Genomic DNA, 14,245 nt, shown 5'->3' on the forward strand with positions numbered 1-14,245 from the left:
TTGACATCATTGAATGCTATCCAGGATAACATAGCCTGGTTTCTGACTTCGCGAAGCATGGTAGCGGAAAACCCGCGCCCTGACGACGCTTTGGAGGGGAATTGATCGCACAGCCGCCCAAAGTTTTGTTGCTGTATGCCCACCCGGAATCACAGGATTCCGTTGCCAATCGCATGTTGCTACAGGCGGCGGCGTCCTTGGAACATGTCACCGTACATGATCTTTACGGGATTTATCCGGATTTTTTTATCGATATCCACTACGAACAGCAATTACTGCGCGAACATCAGGTCATCGTATTCCAGCATCCGCTTTATACCTACAGCTGCCCGGCGTTATTAAAAGAGTGGCTTGACCGGGTGCTGGCGCGGGGATTCGCCAGCGGCATCGGCGGCGATGCCCTGGCCGGAAAATACTGGCGGTCGGTCATTACCACCGGAGAGCCGGAGGGCGCTTACCAGCGCCGGGGGTACAACCGCTACAGTATGGATGACATCTTGCGTCCGTTTGAACTGACCGCCACCATGTGCCGCATGCAATGGGTGCCGCCCATGGTGATTTATTGGGCCCGGCGGCAACATCCGGATGTGCTGGCGCACCATGCCGGCGAGTACGCGCAGTGGCTGAACGATCCGTTAATACCAAGAGGGCAACGCATTGGGAAGTAGTCCGTCGTTTTTAACCGCCGTGGTGTTATTTTTATTTGCCGCCGTGGTCGCGGTACCCATCGCCCAGCGCCTGGGGATCGGCGCGGTTATCGGCTACCTGGTCGCGGGTATTGCCATCGGACCCTGGGGCTTGGGTTTTATCCGGGATGTGGATGAAATTCTGCATTTCTCCGAGCTGGGCGTGGTGTTCCTGATGTTTATTATCGGCCTGGAATTGAATCCCGCGAAATTATGGGAACTTCGGCGCTCGATATTCGGCGTCGGCGCCGCGCAGCTTATTTTTACCGCCTTGCTGTTGGGCGGGGCACTCTACTTGACCCATGCGTCATGGCAATCGGCGCTGATCGGCGGCATTGGCCTTGCCATGTCCTCCACCGCCATCGCCCTGCAATTGATGCGCGATAAGGGCATGAATCGCAATGAGGGCGGCCAGCTCGGATTTTCCGTACTGCTGTTCCAGGATATGGCGGTGATCCCGGCGCTGTCTTTGATTCCCATATTGGCCGGGGGCGGCGGCGAACCCAGCGATTGGATGAAGATCGCCATGAAAGTGGCGGCGTTCTTTATCATGCTGGTGGGGGGGCGTTACCTGCTGCGCCCGCTGTTTCGTTATATCGCCATGGCCAATGTGCGGGAAATCTTCACCGCCGCCGCTTTATTGCTGGTGCTCGGCGCGGCGTTGTTTATGGATATGCTCGGATTATCCATGGCGCTCGGCACTTTTATCGCCGGCGTGCTGTTGGCTGAGAGCGAGTATCGCCACGAACTTGAAATCGCCATCGAACCGTTCAAGGGCTTGCTGCTAGGCTTGTTTTTTATCTCGGTGGGCATGGCGCTCAATTTGGGCATCCTGTATGTCCATCTGCTAACGGTACTGGCGGGATTGGCGGTGCTGGTGCTGGTCAAAGGAACGGTACTGTATATTCTGGCGCGGGTGTTCGGCCTGCGCCGATCGGTGCGCCTGCAATTTTCCGGGGTATTGAGCCAGGGGGGCGAATTCGCCTTTGTGCTGTTTTCCGCGGCGGCGGCCCAGAAGATCCTCTCCCCCGATCAATTGGCTTTGCTGCTGGTAACGGTAACCTTGTCGATGATTACCACGCCGTTATTAATGAAATTAATCGATAATATCCTGGTCAGACGTTATAACGCCAAGGACGACCACGATGAGAAACCCTTTGTGGAGGACGACGAGCCGCAGGTGATTATCGTGGGTTTCGGCCGCTACGGCCAGGTTATCGGACGGCTGCTGATGGCCAATAAGATGCGGATTACCGTCCTTGAGCGCGATATCAGTGCGGTAAGCCTGATGCGCAGCTATGGTTATAAAGTGTATTACGGCGATGCTACCGAACTTGAGCTGCTGCGCGCCGCCGGTGCGGAAAAAGCCAAAGCCATCGTGGTCGCCGCCAATACGCCGGAAGATAATATGACCATCGTGCATCTTTGCCAGCAACATTTTCCCCATCTGAAAATACTGGCGCGGGCGCGGGGGCGCGTGGAGGCCCATGAGCTGCTGCTGGCCGGGGTCACCCAGTTTTCCCGCGAAACCTTCTCCAGCGCGCTCGACCTGGGGCGCAAGGCCCTATTGGAGTTGGGCATGCATCCGCACCAGGCCTACCGGGCGCAGCAGCATTTCCGCCGGCTCGATACCCGGATGCTGAGGGAACTGATGCCGCAAACCCAGGGCGATCTGGCGCAAATCTCCCGCGTCAAGGAATCACGGCGCGAACTGGAAGATATTTTCCAGCGCGAGATGCAGCAGGAACGCAGGCAGTTAAACGGTTGGGAAGATAACGATCAAGGAGATAAATTCCATGACGGCAAAGCGTAAACGTTTTATTGCCGGCGCGGTATGCCCCGAGTGCCGCAGCACGGATACCTTGGCGGTATGGCGGGAAAATAATGTGGAAAGCGTAAGCTGCGTAAAGTGCGGTTTCACTCAGCGCCAAACCGACCAGCCGCCTGCGGATAAACGACCCGATCCGGAGAAAATCATTGGTATTTTTCATCCGGAGTAGCGTTATTGCGTATGTTTTTTTAAGCTGAAGGATACATGCGCGCAAATTTTAGATAGAATCTGCGCCAATTTAGTTTCCAACGGTAGGAGATATCATGAAAGTAGCAAAAGACCTGGTGGTCAGCTTGGCTTATCAGGTACGGACAGAAGATGGCGTGTTGGTCGATGAGTCTCCGGTGAGCGCGCCGTTGGACTATCTGCATGGCCACGGCTCGCTGATTTCGGGCCTGGAAAATGCGCTGGACGGCCACGCCGTCGGCGACCATTTTGACCTGCATATCGTTGCCGATGACGCTTACGGCCAGTACGACGACAACCTGGTGCAACGTGTCCCGAAAGACGTGTTTATGGGCGTGGAAGAGCTGGAAGTCGGCATGCGTTTCCTGGCTGAAACCGATCAAGGCCCGGTGCCGGTTGAAATCACCGAAGTCGACGGCGATCATGTCGTGGTGGACGGCAATCATATGCTGGCTGGCCAGAACCTGAACTTTAACGTCGAAGTGCTGGCCATTCGTGAAGCCACGGCTGAAGAGCTGGAGCATGGCCATGTCCACGGCGAGCACGATCACGACCATGAAGGCCACGATCACGATCACGGCGATGAATGCTGCGGCGGCCACGGCCACGATCACTCGCATCAAGGCGGCGGTTGCGGCGGCAAGGGCGGTTGCGGTTGCCACTAAAGCGCTGAACAAACGGGGCGCATCAACCCGCCCCGTTTGCCTTTAACCCGGTCGCCTCAAATTGCATCAGTAGTGGGGCGGGGGCGTTTCTTCCGACTGCGAAGCAATGATCGAGGATTGCTGCGTCTGGAGTTTTTCGGACAATAAGCGCAATTGCTCCTGCAACCGGCCGATATCCCGCTGATGCGCGACCACGGTTTGGTTCAGTTCATCTATGGTGACTTCCTGGAAAGCCAGGCGACCTTCCAGCACATCCAATCGTTGTTCGAATTGCGATAATTCCATAATATGTTCCTCCTGTACCGGTAATGAAGAAAAAGGGGCGCTTGTTATCCCTGCCGGTGTCCATTTCCACGCTGATTTCACCCATGACCCTGTGCCCATTGTAGCGATAAAACGCACCAATTGCCCGCCGTAAGCCGATCATCCTCCGGCCAGGCTTAACCAGGGTTCAATCAATCCCCTGCGAGGGGCGAAAGTCCTTTTTATTCCGGGTTGATTCAGGGCTTATCCCCCATTGCCGGAAATAAAAGGCTGGCAGATTATGTTATCCGTTGCAGATGACGGCGAGGCGGCGCAAAAACCGGTCCTACGTAATCTTTAGGCGGATAAAAATTGCTGGCTGATATATATAGCGGAACTGAATGGAATTATTACGCTGTGTTGGGTAACCGTAATAAATTGAATAAGTATAATCAGACAACATTTCCCCATCGATTCTCCGCCGTCTTGCGACGAGCTATGGCGAATAACCTGCGCGCGTCGCCATTCGTAGCTTTTGCGTCATTTTCTTTGACCGTAATAAGCATTTTTACCCGGTACCCCCGGGCAAGGTTAATTCTGTTTATTGTTAATTATTTGTTAATTAATCGCTATTTGTTGGGATTTTGTGATGATGTCTTGCATTTTCCTCGGTTCCCGCAGGGGCTGCGGCGACGCATTATTATTCGCCGCGAAGGACCGGGGAAAGAAAAACGAAACTTCTGTTACGAAAAAAAGTCTGAGAAAGACGAATTAGTCGGGATAGAGATTGTGTTGTGTTTGCGCTCACGGCTATAGTATCGGCTTAACTTTGTTATCGAACCTTGGGCAGAGATAGCCCAGGCTATGGAGAAATGGATGAAATCACTGTTTAAAGTCACGCTGTTGGCCACCACTATGGCGCTTGCCCTCAATGCCACACAGGTTATGGCTGCGGATACTACGGCCACTGCGGACCCTGCCGCCACGGCTGGCGCCACAGCGACTGCTCCGGCAACTGCTCCAGCCAACGCCACTTCGGACAAATTTAAAAGCAGCGAAGAACAGGCTGCCTACGCGCTGGGTGCATCGCTGGGCCGCTATATGGATAATTCGCTGAAAGAACAGGAAAAACTGGGCATCAAACTGGATAAAGACCAGCTGATCGCCGGTGTGCAGGATGCCTTCGGCAACAAAAGCAAGCTGACCGACGAAGAGATTGAAGCCACCCTCCAGGGCTTCGAGGCGCGCGTGAAACAAGCCGCCCAGGCCAAAATGGAGCAGGAAGCGAAAGACAACGCCGACAAGGGCGATAAATTCCGCGCTGATTACGCCAAGCAAAAAGGCGTGAAGAAAACGCCGGGCGGCGTTCTATATAAAGTTGAAAAACCGGGCACCGGCAAAGCGCCGACCAACAGCGACACCGTGGTCGTCAACTATAAAGGCACCCTGGCCGACGGTACTGAATTCGACAACTCCTATAAGCGCGGCGAGCCGCTGTCATTCCGTCTCGACGGCGTGATTCCGGGCTGGACCGAAGGCCTGAAGGAAATCCACAAAGGCGGCAAGATCGAGTTGGTCATCCCGCCGGAACAGGCCTATGGCAAAACAGGCGTCCCGGGTATCCCAGCCAATTCGACGCTGATTTTCGAGGTCGAACTGCTGGATATTAAACCTGCGGCCAAACCCGCTGAAGGCGCTAAACCCGCTGCGGAAGAGCCTGCCGCCGGCGCGTCTGAAACCAACAAATAATTATCCCGTTTAGCCGGGGCAGCCAAAAGCTGACCCGGCGTTAAACTGGCTGAAGCGGCGTCCGTTTACCGGACGCCGTTTTTTTTATAGACGACAAATCACCCCTATGATCCTGCGATCCCGGGTGTCGGCGCCATGGTTTTTCGCGCGGCAGGTGCTTTTTACATCACCCGTGTGAATAAATATTCCGCAATTCTTGCGCTAATGGCAGTAATGTGTGCGTTATAGTGGCATCATCGGCCGCGAAGATGTAAAAATCTGCCAAACACAAGGACAGTGTTTTACCGGATTTGCTAGAATAGCGACCGGGTAATACAACTTACAGCCGAGTCTGCCAATAGATTCTGTGACAGGCTCGCTTTCACGGGTGGTGTCTGCATATGTCTATTTCTCTTCCGACCTCAGAATTCACCGAGCTGGATGTTTTGGACGAACGGCCATTCAGCCCGGTTGACCACGAAATCTTATCCTCTTATGAAGCCGCGGTGGACGGTCTGGCCATGCTTATCGGTGAGCATTGCGAAATCGTTTTGCATTCCCTGGAGGATTTAAAAAGCTCCGCCGTGCGTATTGCCAACGGCGAGCATACCGGCCGTAAAATCGGTTCGCCCATTTCCGATTTGGCCCTGCGTATGCTGCATGACATGGCCGGCGAAGACAGCAGCGTCTCCAAGGCTTATTTTACCCGCGCCAAAAACGGCGTATTGATGAAATCAGTCACCATCGCTATCCGCAACCGTGAGCAGCGGGTCATTGGTTTGCTTTGCATCAATATGAATCTCGACGTGCCGTTTTCGCAAATCATGCAAACTTTTATTCCGCCGGAAACCCAGGAAAACGCCACGTCCGTGAATTTTGCCTCGTCGGTGGACGACCTGGTGGCGCAAACGCTGGAGTTCACTATCGAAGAGGTGAACGCGGACCGCGGCGTTTCCAATAACGCCAAGAACCGGCAAATCGTGCTCAATCTCTATGAGAAAGGCATTTTTGATATCAAGGACGCCATCAACCAGGTGGCCGACCGGTTAAATATCTCCAAACATACGGTTTACCTGTATATCCGCCAGTTCAAAAGCGGCGATTTCCTGGGATTGGATCGGTGAGTCTGTGCTATTGCCTGATGGTGTCCGGCCCGGCTTACGGCACGCAGCGGGCCAGCTGCGCCCTGCAGTTTGCCGAGGCGGTGCTGGCCGCGGGCCATCGGCTCAAGAGCGTGTTTTTTTATCAGGACGGCGTCTATAACGCCAATCGCTATACGTCCCCCGCCGGCGACGAGGCGGATATCGTGCGCGCCTGGCAGTTGCTGGGCCAAAACCACGGCGTCGCCCTGGATGTATGCGTGTCGGCGGCGCTGCGGCGGGGCGTTATCGACAAGCCAACCGCCGGTGATATCCCGGCCGGGCAATATAATTTGCAGCCGGGGTTTACCATGAGCGGCCTGGGCGCGCTGGCGCAAGCCCTGCTCGAATGCGATCGGTTCATACAGTTTTAGGATGTATAGATGAAACGTATTGCCTATGTCTTTACCCATGGCCCCCACGGCGGCGCGGCGGCGCGGGAAGGGCTGGACGCGCTGCTGGCCACTTCCGCCCTGACCGACCGGGTCGGCGTATTTTTTATCGGCGACGGCGTCCTGCTGTTATTGCCGGGGCAGCAGCCGCAAAACATCCTGGCGCGTAATTTCATCCCCACGTTCGGTGTCCTGCCCATCTATGATATCGATCGCTATTATCTGTGCGCGGAGTCGCTGGCGGAACGCGGACTGGCTGACGCGGGCGCCTGGGTGCTGGACGCCGAGGTCCTGCCCGCCGAGCTTTGGCGGCAAACCTTGTCCGGTTTTGACCTCGTACTGACTTTTTAAGGCGCTGACCCTATGCTCTATACGCTGAGCCGTTCCCCTTATGCCTGCGATCTCGGCGCGCTGCTGCTTAGCGCGCGGCCGGGGGACGATTTGCTGCTGCTGCAGGACGGGGTCATCGCCGGGCTGGCGGGAACGGCGGCGCTGAAACGGCTCGCCGCCGCGCCGTTCGCGCTGTACGCCCTGGAGGCCGATATTCTCGCCCGCGGCCTGTCTGCTCATTTTTCAGACAAAATTGCCGTTATCAGTTATAATGACTTTGTCTCGCTCACGGTTAAACAACCGCAACAAATGGCGTGGTAAGCAGGGTGGCGCCTATGGATTTCGAGTTGCCCCCAGCCCGAAAGATTACGGGTATATTGTATATTTCTTGACACCCTCACCAGTCGGCCATAAAATTCTGCGTCCTCGTTCTTTGCCTTGCGGCTTGACGAGGCGATTTATTACGTGTTTACGAAGCAAAAACCAGGAGTTTTATCGAATGGCAACAATTAACCAGCTGGTACGCAAGCCACGCACCATGAAGGTTGCTAAAAGCAACGTTCCGGCGCTGGAAGCATGCCCGCAAAAACGTGGCGTATGTACCCGCGTATATACCACCACCCCGAAAAAACCGAACTCCGCACTGCGTAAAGTGTGCCGCGTTCGTCTGACTAACGGTTTTGAAGTCACCTCCTATATCGGCGGTGAAGGTCATAACCTTCAGGAACACTCCGTGATCCTGATCCGCGGCGGTCGCGTAAAAGACCTTCCCGGTGTTCGTTACCACACCGTTCGCGGTGCGCTCGACTGCTCAGGCGTTAAAGACCGTAAGCAAGGCCGTTCCAAATACGGCGTGAAAAAGCCCAAGTCTTAATGGTTCTCCGTTAAGTAAGGCCAAACATTTTATTATTAATGTCAAAGAACTCATTGAGTTTTGGACAATCCTGAATTAACAACGGAGTTATCCCATGCCACGTCGTCGCGTCATTGGTCAACGTAAAATCCTGCCGGATCCTAAGTTCGGATCTGAGCTGTTGGCAAAATTTGTCAACATCCTGATGGTAGATGGTAAAAAATCTACAGCTGAAGCAATTGTCTATACCGCGCTGGAGACCCTGGCTCAGCGCTCTGGTAAAGGACATCTGGAAGCTTTTGAAGTAGCACTGGACAACGTGCGTCCGACTGTCGAAGTCAAATCACGTCGCGTTGGTGGTTCTACTTATCAGGTGCCAGTAGAAGTTCGTCCGGTCCGCCGTAATGCCCTGGCAATGCGTTGGATCGTTGAAGCTGCTCGTAAACGCGGTGATAAATCTATGGCCCTGCGTCTGGCGAACGAACTTTCCGATGCAGCAGAAAATAAAGGCACTGCTGTTAAGAAACGTGAAGACGTTCACCGTATGGCAGATGCCAACAAGGCGTTCGCCCACTACCGCTGGTAATTACCTCGCAGTAGTTATGCTAACCAAGCGGGCGGGTGAAACGGCTCGTCCACTTGGGCTAGCTCGAATCGAACGCCCCAGTAATCGAGGATACAAATGGCTCGTATAACACCTATTGCACGCTATCGTAATATCGGTATCAGTGCACACATCGACGCCGGTAAAACCACCACGACCGAACGTATTTTGTTCTATACCGGTGTTAACCACAAAATCGGTGAAGTTCATAACGGCGCGGCCACCATGGACTGGATGGAACAGGAACAAGAGCGTGGTATTACCATTACCTCCGCTGCGACCACCTGTTTCTGGTCAGGCATGGCTAAACAGTTTGATGCCCACCGCATCAACATCATCGACACCCCGGGACACGTTGACTTCACCATCGAAGTAGAACGTTCCATGCGTGTTCTTGATGGCGCGGTCATGGTTTACTGTGCGGTAGGCGGTGTGCAACCACAGTCCGAAACCGTATGGCGCCAGGCGAACAAATATAAAGTTCCGCGTATCGCGTTCGTCAATAAAATGGACCGTATGGGCGCGAACTACCTGCGCGTTGTTGAACAGCTGAAGACCCGTCTGGCCGCTAACCCGGTTCCGATTCAGCTGGCCATCGGCTCGGAAGAAAAATTCACCGGCGTTGTCGACCTGGTGAAGATGAAAGCCATCAACTGGAGCGAAGCTGACCAGGGCGTGACTTTCAATTATGAAGAGATCCCGGCCGAGCTGGAAGAACTCGCTCATAAATGGCATCAGCATATGGTGGAAGCCGCGGCTGAAGCCAACGAAGAGCTGATGGACAAATACCTCGGCGGCGAAGAGCTGACCGAAGAAGAGATCAAAAAAGGTCTGCGTCAACGTGTACTGAACAACGAAATCATCCTGGTAACCTGCGGTTCCGCATTTAAGAACAAAGGCGTACAGGCGATGCTGGATGCGGTTATCGAATATCTGCCCGCTCCGACCGACGTTCAGGCCATCAACGGCGTGCTGGAAGATGGTGAAACTCATGCTGAGCGTCACTCCAGCGATGACGAACCCTTCTCGGCGCTGGCGTTTAAAATCGCTACCGACCCGTTTGTGGGCAACCTGACCTTCTTCCGGGTGTATTCCGGCGTGGTTAATTCCGGTGATACCGTGCTGAACTCCGTTAAAGACAAACGTGAGCGTTTCGGCCGTATCGTCCAGATGCATGCCAACAAGCGTGAAGAAATCAAAGAAGTGCGCGCGGGCGATATCGCTGCGGCAATCGGCTTGAAAGACGTGACCACCGGCGATACGCTGTGCGATCAAAGTCAGCCGATCATCCTGGAACGCATGGAGTTCCCAGAGCCGGTTATCTCCGTTGCCGTTGAACCGAAAACCAAAGCCGACCAGGAAAAAATGGGTCTGGCTCTGGGCCGCCTGGCGCAGGAAGATCCGTCTTTCCGCGTTTGGACCGATGAAGAGTCTGGTCAGACTATCATCGCCGGCATGGGTGAGCTGCACCTTGAAATCCTCGTTGACCGTATGCGTCGCGAATTCAATGTGGAAGCTAACGTCGGTAAACCGCAGGTAGCTTATCGCGAAACCATCCGCAACACTGTTGAACAAGAAGGCAAGTTTGTTCGCCAGTCCGGTGGTCGTGGTCAGTTCGGTCACATCTGGTTGCGTATCGAACCGATGGAACCAGGCGGCAAAGGCTATGAGTTCCTTAATGAAATCGTTGGTGGTGTGGTTCCCAAGGAATACGTGCCCGCGGTAGATAAAGGAATCCAGGAACAGCTGAAAAGCGGCGTCCTGGCAGGCTACCCGATTGTCGACGTGCGCGTTGCGGCCTTTGATGGTTCGTACCACGAAGTCGACTCCTCGGAAATGGCTTTTAAAATCGCCGGCTCCATGGCGTTTAAAGAAGGCTTCATGAAAGCGAAACCAGTTCTGCTGGAACCTATCATGAAAGTTGAAGTTGAAACGCCTGAAGACTACATGGGTGACGTTATCGGTGACTTGAACCGTCGTCGCGGTATGATCGACGGCATGGAAGACACCGCGACCGGTAAAACCGTTCGTGCGCAGGTCCCCTTGTCTGAAATGTTTGGATATGCTACAGATCTGCGTTCACAGACTCAGGGCCGTGCTTCTTACTCCATGGAGTTCCTGAAGTACAATGAAGCACCGAACAACGTTGCTCAGGCCATTATCGAAGCCCGTAAAGCCAATAAATAAGCTTTAGGGTCTACAATTAATATCCCGTGCTCTCTCCAATGGGGGGGAGCATAAGAGTAAGGAATATAGCCGTGTCTAAAGAAAAGTTTCAACGCACAAAACCGCACGTTAACGTCGGCACCATCGGCCACGTCGACCATGGTAAAACGACCCTGACCGCCGCCATCACCACCGTTCTGGCCAAAGCTTACGGCGGCAGCGCCCGTGCTTTCGATCAGATCGACAACGCGCCGGAAGAAAAAGCCCGTGGTATCACCATCAACACGTCACACGTTGAATACGATACCCCCGCTCGCCACTACGCGCACGTAGACTGCCCGGGACACGCCGACTATGTGAAGAACATGATCACCGGCGCCGCCCAGATGGATGGCGCAATCCTGGTGGTTGCCGCAACCGACGGCCCGATGCCGCAAACCCGTGAACACATCCTGCTGGCTCGCCAGGTAGGCGTTCCTTACATCATCGTGTTCATGAACAAATGCGACATGGTTGATGATGAAGAACTGCTGGAACTGGTTGAAATGGAAGTGCGTGAACTTCTGTCCCAGTACGACTTCCCAGGCGACGACACCCCGGTAATCCGTGGTTCAGCGCTGAAAGCACTGGAAGGCGACGAAGCCTGGACGTCTAAAATCATCGAACTGGCCGAAGCCCTGGACAGCTACATCCCGGAACCGGTCCGTGCGATTGACAAACCGTTCCTGCTGCCAATCGAAGACGTATTCTCCATCTCCGGCCGCGGTACGGTCGTGACCGGTCGTGTAGAGCGCGGTGTGGTTAAAGTGGGCGAAGAAGTTGAAATCGTCGGCATCAAAGCCACCATCAAAACCACCTGTACCGGCGTTGAAATGTTCCGCAAACTGCTGGACGAAGGCCGTGCCGGTGAAAACGTGGGCGTGCTGCTGCGCGGCACCAAGCGTGACGACGTAGAGCGTGGCCAGGTACTGGCAAAACCGGGTTCAATCCACCCGCATACCCAGTTCGAATCAGAAGTTTATATTCTGAGCAAAGATGAAGGCGGCCGCCATACTCCGTTCTTCAAAGGCTACCGTCCCCAGTTCTACTTCCGTACCACTGACGTGACCGGTACCATCGAACTGCCGGAAGGCGTGGAAATGGTAATGCCAGGCGACAACATCAAAATGGTTGTCAACCTGATAGCACCGATCGCGATGGACGACGGCCTGCGTTTCGCTATCCGCGAAGGCGGCCGTACCGTTGGCGCCGGCGTGGTTGCCAAGGTTATCGCTTAAGACCGCAAGGTCTTTGGTTAAAGGGGCGCTTCGGCGCCCTTTTTTATTGGCTAAAGAAGCGCTTAGCTCCTTGCTGCCAATATTTACAAAACAATTATACTTCCGCTATTGAAATGACAAGCGTTCTCATTTAAATTATGCTTAGTTTTAGTTCAATGAGTATAAAGAATGTACGTTTGTTTGTGTAATGCGGTAAGCGATACGGCCATACGCAAAGCGGTTAGAAGCTATCAACCGAATACTTTTCAAGAACTTAAGAGCATCATTCCGGTGGCGAACAAGTGCGGCAAGTGTGCTTGCAAAGCCCGCCTGATCATGGAAGACGAATTACAGCAATTGGTACATTACGAAAAAATTGCATAATTAGTAGGGTTATTACCTTGATTTACTCTGACGCGGTTATATTCTGTACATTACCGCAACGGAGGAGTTAATTATGAAAGGCGATGCCCAAATCATTACCCATCTCAATAAGCTGCTTGGCAACGAGCTGGTAGCCATCAATCAGTATTTCCTGCATGCCCGTATGTTCAAAAACTGGGGACTCATTCGTCTTAACGATATTGAGTACCATGAATCCATCGATGAAATGAAGCATGCGGATCGTTATATCGAACGCATTCTTTTTCTGGAAGGGCTGCCAAATCTGCAAGATCTCGGCACGCTGAATATCGGCCAGAATGTGGAAGAAATGCTGCGCTCGGATCTTAACCTTGAGCTGCAAGGCGCGCAGGATCTCCGCGAGGGCATTGCTTATGCCGATAGCGTCAGGGATTATGTCTCCCGCGATTTGCTGATCGAAATTCTGGCCGATGAGGAGCATCATATCGATTTCCTCGAAACCGAATTGGATTTGATTAAGCTGGTCGGCCTGCAGAATTATCTCCAGTCCCAGTTAAAAGATGCCGCGCAGTAATGATTTGAGCGTGAATAGCCAGCGGGCCTCCGTTACCCGGCCCGATACTTAATAATAAATAACCGCCTGCCCGTATATTGATTTTACTATGGCACGCATCGGCTTGTAGTTGACGCACCTGTGGTCGTCGGACGTTGTTGCCAGTTGTTGGCCGCCCGATCGCTGGGCCAGCAGGCGCCGGCGGGCGACAGCGCAGGGCGCCGGCTACGGGCTGATGTATATCAACCAGCCCGCCAACGCCAGGCAAGGGCCAAAAGCAATCTGCCTGTGCCTATCGGCGCAACGCGTCATCCAGCACCCCGCCAGGCCGGCAAGCGCCGCCCCGCAGCATAATTCCGGCAATACCCGCCACCCCAGCCAGGCCCCCAGGCCCGCCAGCAGCTTGATATCGCCTCCGCCGATACCGTCATGTCCCTTGACGCGCCGGAACAGCCCATTGAGCAGCAGCAGTGCGCCGCCGCCGCACAATGCCCCCAGCAGGCCGTCGGCCAAGGCGCAGATCGTCGGGATGCCGCGCTCGCGGGTTATCTGGTTTAACAACCCGCACACCAGGAAGGGCAGGGTAAGCCGGTCGGGTAGCCGCAGGGTGTAATAATCTATCCAGCTAAGGGTCACCAAAAACCAGTTGAACAGGCAGTGAAACAGATAATGTATCCACAGGGCCGCCAGCAATCCGTCCGCCGGCGCGCCGATCGGGACGGGCAGCAACGCCAGGATACCGCTGGCCTCGTAGCGGTGGCGCCAAACCCCACGGGTTGATGCCGTCCAAAGGGCGCGACGCGCCTTGCCGTGGCCGCCCCTGCGCCCCCGCGCCTCATGTTCTGAACCGCAGGCCGGCCCGGGCAATTCCCCGGATGATAGATAGCGCGGCAGACCCGGCGCCTGCTGGATAATACACCCGGTCCACCGGCCCATCACCGCGCCCGGCAGCACGACCCAAAGCAAATACATCGCCGCTTCCATTGGCATTCTCCTTCCTTCATCCGCAGCTTGCCAGCCTGCGGCAAAATCACCCCGCTTGCCAAATTGAGCGGCAAAAACTGTAATCGATGCCGCATCCAGGCGGTTTAATCCCATATCCCGCTTGCTTCCTGAGCAGATTTACGTATAATGCGCGGGCTTGTCTTATGCAAATAAGAAAAAAGCCGACTTGCCACCTGCGAAGTCCGCGCTGGCCATGTAAGCCCGACGGCGAATGCCCAAGGGTGAAATTGAAATGGTAAGCCAGC

The 14,245-nt window shown here is 54.5% G+C and carries 17 protein-coding genes; 15 read left to right on the forward strand and 2 right to left on the reverse strand.

Going from position 1 to position 14,245, the window contains the following annotated elements:
• Positions 1-104: 104 nt before the first annotated feature.
• From kefG to slyD, 4 genes are all read left to right on the forward strand, one after another.
• A complete protein-coding gene (kefG, locus tag ACL2XP_RS01005) occupies positions 105-668 on the forward strand; it encodes a glutathione-regulated potassium-efflux system ancillary protein KefG (RefSeq protein WP_413739045.1) in 564 nt (187 codons plus the stop codon).
• Entirely contained in the window at positions 658-2,499 is a 1,842-nt protein-coding gene (gene kefB / locus ACL2XP_RS01010; RefSeq protein ID WP_413736753.1) for a glutathione-regulated potassium-efflux system protein KefB, read from the forward strand. Before kefG ends, kefB begins: the two co-directional genes overlap by 11 nt.
• Complete coding sequence (locus ACL2XP_RS01015) at positions 2,483-2,686, forward strand: YheV family putative zinc ribbon protein (RefSeq protein WP_413736754.1); 204 nt, start codon at positions 2,483-2,485, stop codon at positions 2,684-2,686. Before kefB ends, ACL2XP_RS01015 begins: the two co-directional genes overlap by 17 nt.
• 94 nt (positions 2,687-2,780) lie before the next feature.
• On the forward strand, positions 2,781-3,368 hold the full coding sequence (gene slyD / locus ACL2XP_RS01020; RefSeq protein WP_413736755.1) for a peptidylprolyl isomerase: 588 nt from the start codon (positions 2,781-2,783) through the stop codon (positions 3,366-3,368).
• Between the two features lie 66 nt (positions 3,369-3,434).
• Here slyD and ACL2XP_RS01025 read toward each other — a convergent pair whose 3' ends face one another.
• Positions 3,435-3,653: a protein SlyX gene (locus tag ACL2XP_RS01025; RefSeq protein WP_413736756.1), complete on the reverse strand. Its 219-nt coding sequence runs from the start codon at positions 3,651-3,653 to the stop codon at positions 3,435-3,437.
• 834 nt (positions 3,654-4,487) lie between these two features.
• On the opposite strand from ACL2XP_RS01025, the gene fkpA reads away from it, so the two are divergent.
• The 11 genes from fkpA to bfr all read left to right on the forward strand — a co-directional run bounded on the left by fkpA (position 4,488) and on the right by bfr (position 13,016).
• Positions 4,488-5,360 (forward strand): FKBP-type peptidyl-prolyl cis-trans isomerase, encoded by an 873-nt coding sequence (gene fkpA / locus ACL2XP_RS01030; RefSeq protein WP_413736757.1) that lies wholly within the window; start codon positions 4,488-4,490, stop codon positions 5,358-5,360.
• A gap of 380 nt (positions 5,361-5,740) precedes the next feature.
• Positions 5,741-6,463 carry a transcriptional regulator gene (locus ACL2XP_RS01035; RefSeq protein WP_413736758.1) on the forward strand — a complete coding sequence of 241 codons (723 nt, stop codon included), beginning with the start codon at positions 5,741-5,743 and terminating at the stop codon, positions 6,461-6,463.
• Positions 6,464-6,465: 2 nt separating this feature from the next.
• Positions 6,466-6,852, forward strand: coding sequence for a sulfurtransferase complex subunit TusD (gene tusD / locus ACL2XP_RS01040; protein WP_413739046.1), 387 nt, complete (start codon positions 6,466-6,468; stop codon positions 6,850-6,852).
• Between the two features lie 9 nt (positions 6,853-6,861).
• A complete protein-coding gene (gene tusC / locus ACL2XP_RS01045; RefSeq protein WP_413736759.1) occupies positions 6,862-7,221 on the forward strand; it encodes a sulfurtransferase complex subunit TusC in 360 nt (119 codons plus the stop codon).
• 12 nt (positions 7,222-7,233) lie between these two features.
• Positions 7,234-7,521: a sulfurtransferase complex subunit TusB gene (gene tusB / locus ACL2XP_RS01050; RefSeq protein ID WP_413736760.1), complete on the forward strand. Its 288-nt coding sequence runs from the start codon at positions 7,234-7,236 to the stop codon at positions 7,519-7,521.
• A 178-nt stretch (positions 7,522-7,699) separates the two neighbouring features.
• Positions 7,700-8,074, forward strand: a complete 375-nt coding sequence (gene rpsL, locus ACL2XP_RS01055; RefSeq protein WP_162367223.1) for a 30S ribosomal protein S12 — start codon at positions 7,700-7,702, stop codon at positions 8,072-8,074.
• Positions 8,075-8,168: 94 nt separating this feature from the next.
• Positions 8,169-8,639: a 30S ribosomal protein S7 gene (gene rpsG / locus ACL2XP_RS01060; protein WP_011412093.1), complete on the forward strand. Its 471-nt coding sequence runs from the start codon at positions 8,169-8,171 to the stop codon at positions 8,637-8,639.
• Positions 8,640-8,735: 96 nt separating this feature from the next.
• Positions 8,736-10,844: an elongation factor G gene (gene fusA / locus ACL2XP_RS01065; RefSeq protein WP_413736761.1), complete on the forward strand. Its 2,109-nt coding sequence runs from the start codon at positions 8,736-8,738 to the stop codon at positions 10,842-10,844.
• 71 nt (positions 10,845-10,915) lie between these two features.
• A complete protein-coding gene (gene tuf, locus ACL2XP_RS01070; protein WP_413736599.1) occupies positions 10,916-12,100 on the forward strand; it encodes an elongation factor Tu in 1,185 nt (394 codons plus the stop codon).
• A 168-nt stretch (positions 12,101-12,268) separates the two neighbouring features.
• On the forward strand, positions 12,269-12,463 hold the full coding sequence (bfd, locus tag ACL2XP_RS01075; RefSeq protein ID WP_413736762.1) for a bacterioferritin-associated ferredoxin: 195 nt from the start codon (positions 12,269-12,271) through the stop codon (positions 12,461-12,463).
• 73 nt (positions 12,464-12,536) lie between these two features.
• A complete protein-coding gene (gene bfr, locus ACL2XP_RS01080; protein WP_413736763.1) occupies positions 12,537-13,016 on the forward strand; it encodes a bacterioferritin in 480 nt (159 codons plus the stop codon).
• Between the two features lie 204 nt (positions 13,017-13,220).
• On the opposite strand, the gene ACL2XP_RS01085 is transcribed toward bfr, so the two are convergent.
• Positions 13,221-13,985 carry a prepilin peptidase gene (locus ACL2XP_RS01085; protein ID WP_413736764.1) on the reverse strand — a complete coding sequence of 255 codons (765 nt, stop codon included), beginning with the start codon at positions 13,983-13,985 and terminating at the stop codon, positions 13,221-13,223.
• Positions 13,986-14,245 lie beyond the last annotated feature (260 nt).

This window comes from Sodalis sp. RH21 (assembly GCF_047324175.1).
Lineage (GTDB): Bacteria > Pseudomonadota > Gammaproteobacteria > Enterobacterales > Enterobacteriaceae > Acerihabitans.

Bases quoted from the DNA above. Each gene is read 5' to 3' on its own strand.
- tusC (WP_413736759.1), top strand. From the start codon at position 6,862: ATGAAACGTATTGCCTATGTCTTTACCCATGGCCCCCACGGCGGCGCG.
- slyD (WP_413736755.1), top strand. From the start codon at position 2,781: ATGAAAGTAGCAAAAGACCTGGTGGTCAGCTTGGCTTATCAGGTACGG.
- ACL2XP_RS01035 (WP_413736758.1), top strand. From the start codon at position 5,741: ATGTCTATTTCTCTTCCGACCTCAGAATTCACCGAGCTGGATGTTTTG.
- fusA (WP_413736761.1), top strand. From the start codon at position 8,736: ATGGCTCGTATAACACCTATTGCACGCTATCGTAATATCGGTATCAGT.
- bfr (WP_413736763.1), top strand. From the start codon at position 12,537: ATGAAAGGCGATGCCCAAATCATTACCCATCTCAATAAGCTGCTTGGC.
- bfd (WP_413736762.1), top strand. From the start codon at position 12,269: ATGTACGTTTGTTTGTGTAATGCGGTAAGCGATACGGCCATACGCAAA.
- rpsL (WP_162367223.1), top strand. From the start codon at position 7,700: ATGGCAACAATTAACCAGCTGGTACGCAAGCCACGCACCATGAAGGTT.
- ACL2XP_RS01015 (WP_413736754.1), top strand. From the start codon at position 2,483: ATGACGGCAAAGCGTAAACGTTTTATTGCCGGCGCGGTATGCCCCGAG.
- rpsG (WP_011412093.1), top strand. From the start codon at position 8,169: ATGCCACGTCGTCGCGTCATTGGTCAACGTAAAATCCTGCCGGATCCT.
- ACL2XP_RS01025 (WP_413736756.1), bottom strand. From the start codon at position 3,653: ATGGAATTATCGCAATTCGAACAACGATTGGATGTGCTGGAAGGTCGC.
- fkpA (WP_413736757.1), top strand. From the start codon at position 4,488: ATGAAATCACTGTTTAAAGTCACGCTGTTGGCCACCACTATGGCGCTT.
- ACL2XP_RS01085 (WP_413736764.1), bottom strand. From the start codon at position 13,985: ATGCCAATGGAAGCGGCGATGTATTTGCTTTGGGTCGTGCTGCCGGGC.
- tusB (WP_413736760.1), top strand. From the start codon at position 7,234: ATGCTCTATACGCTGAGCCGTTCCCCTTATGCCTGCGATCTCGGCGCG.